Source organism: Methylobacterium sp. WL116 (assembly GCF_008039455.1).
Taxonomy (GTDB): Bacteria; Pseudomonadota; Alphaproteobacteria; order Rhizobiales; family Beijerinckiaceae; genus Methylobacterium.
This window is the reverse complement of sequence record NZ_VRUV01000987.1, coordinates 1-815: the sequence shown is the minus strand read 5'-3', so window position 1 is coordinate 815 and position 815 is coordinate 1. Positions and strand designations below refer to the sequence as shown.

General features: G+C 75.6%; 1 protein-coding gene. It reads right to left on the bottom strand.

The genetic code is table 11. From position 1 onward, the window contains the following. A partial coding sequence (locus FV223_RS28945) for an FAD-dependent oxidoreductase (protein ID WP_187276299.1) occupies nt 1-815 on the bottom strand: 815 nt, incomplete at both ends.

Here is an 815-nt window from a genome sequence, read left to right as displayed (position 1 = left end):
CGTTCCGCCCCGCGATCCCGCCCTGGCGGCTCGCCTCGTGCAGGACCGGTCGCACCGCGTTGGCGTCGCCCGCGATCAGCACGGGCGCTCCCGCACAGAGCAGGGTCCGGGTGTCGAAGGCCGGCATGCCCTTCTCGTCGAGACGAAGCCTGGCCTGCGCGAGGTCGAGGCCTCGGACGTTGGGCGGCCGGCCGGCGGCTGCGAGCACCCGGGCGAAGGTGCCGGTGCGACGGGTGCCGTCGGCCTCCGCCCAGGTCAGCTGCGCCCCGCCGTCGACGGGCTCGGCCGAGACGAGTTCGGACCCGAGATGCAAGGCCATCTCGTCGGAGAAGATCGCGGCCGCGTCCTTCCGAAGGCCGGGCTCGCTCAGGCCGGCCAGGCCCGACCCGGTGTCGAAGAGGTCGACGCGCACGCCGAGGCGCGCCATCGCCTGGGCGATCTCGATGCCGACGGGCCCTCCGCCGATCACCGCCAGCGACGCCGGAAGGTCGGGAAGCTCGAACACGGTGTCGGTGGTCAGGACGGCGTCGCCCAGCGGCGCGAGCGGCTTCGGGATGCTCGGGCTCGATCCCGTGGCGATCACCGCCGCCCGAAACGCGACGCGGCGGTCGTCGCCGAGCGCGAGCGTCCGGGCGTCGAGGAACCGCGCCTCGCCGGCGAGCCGCTTGGCTGACGGGATCGCGTCGAGCCCGTCGCGCACCCCGGCGACGAAGCGGTCGCGCTCGGCCCGCACACGCGCCATCACCGCGGGGCCGTCGACCGATACGCCCGACACCGCGACGCCGAACAGGCTGGCGCGGCGCGCGTCGTGGGCC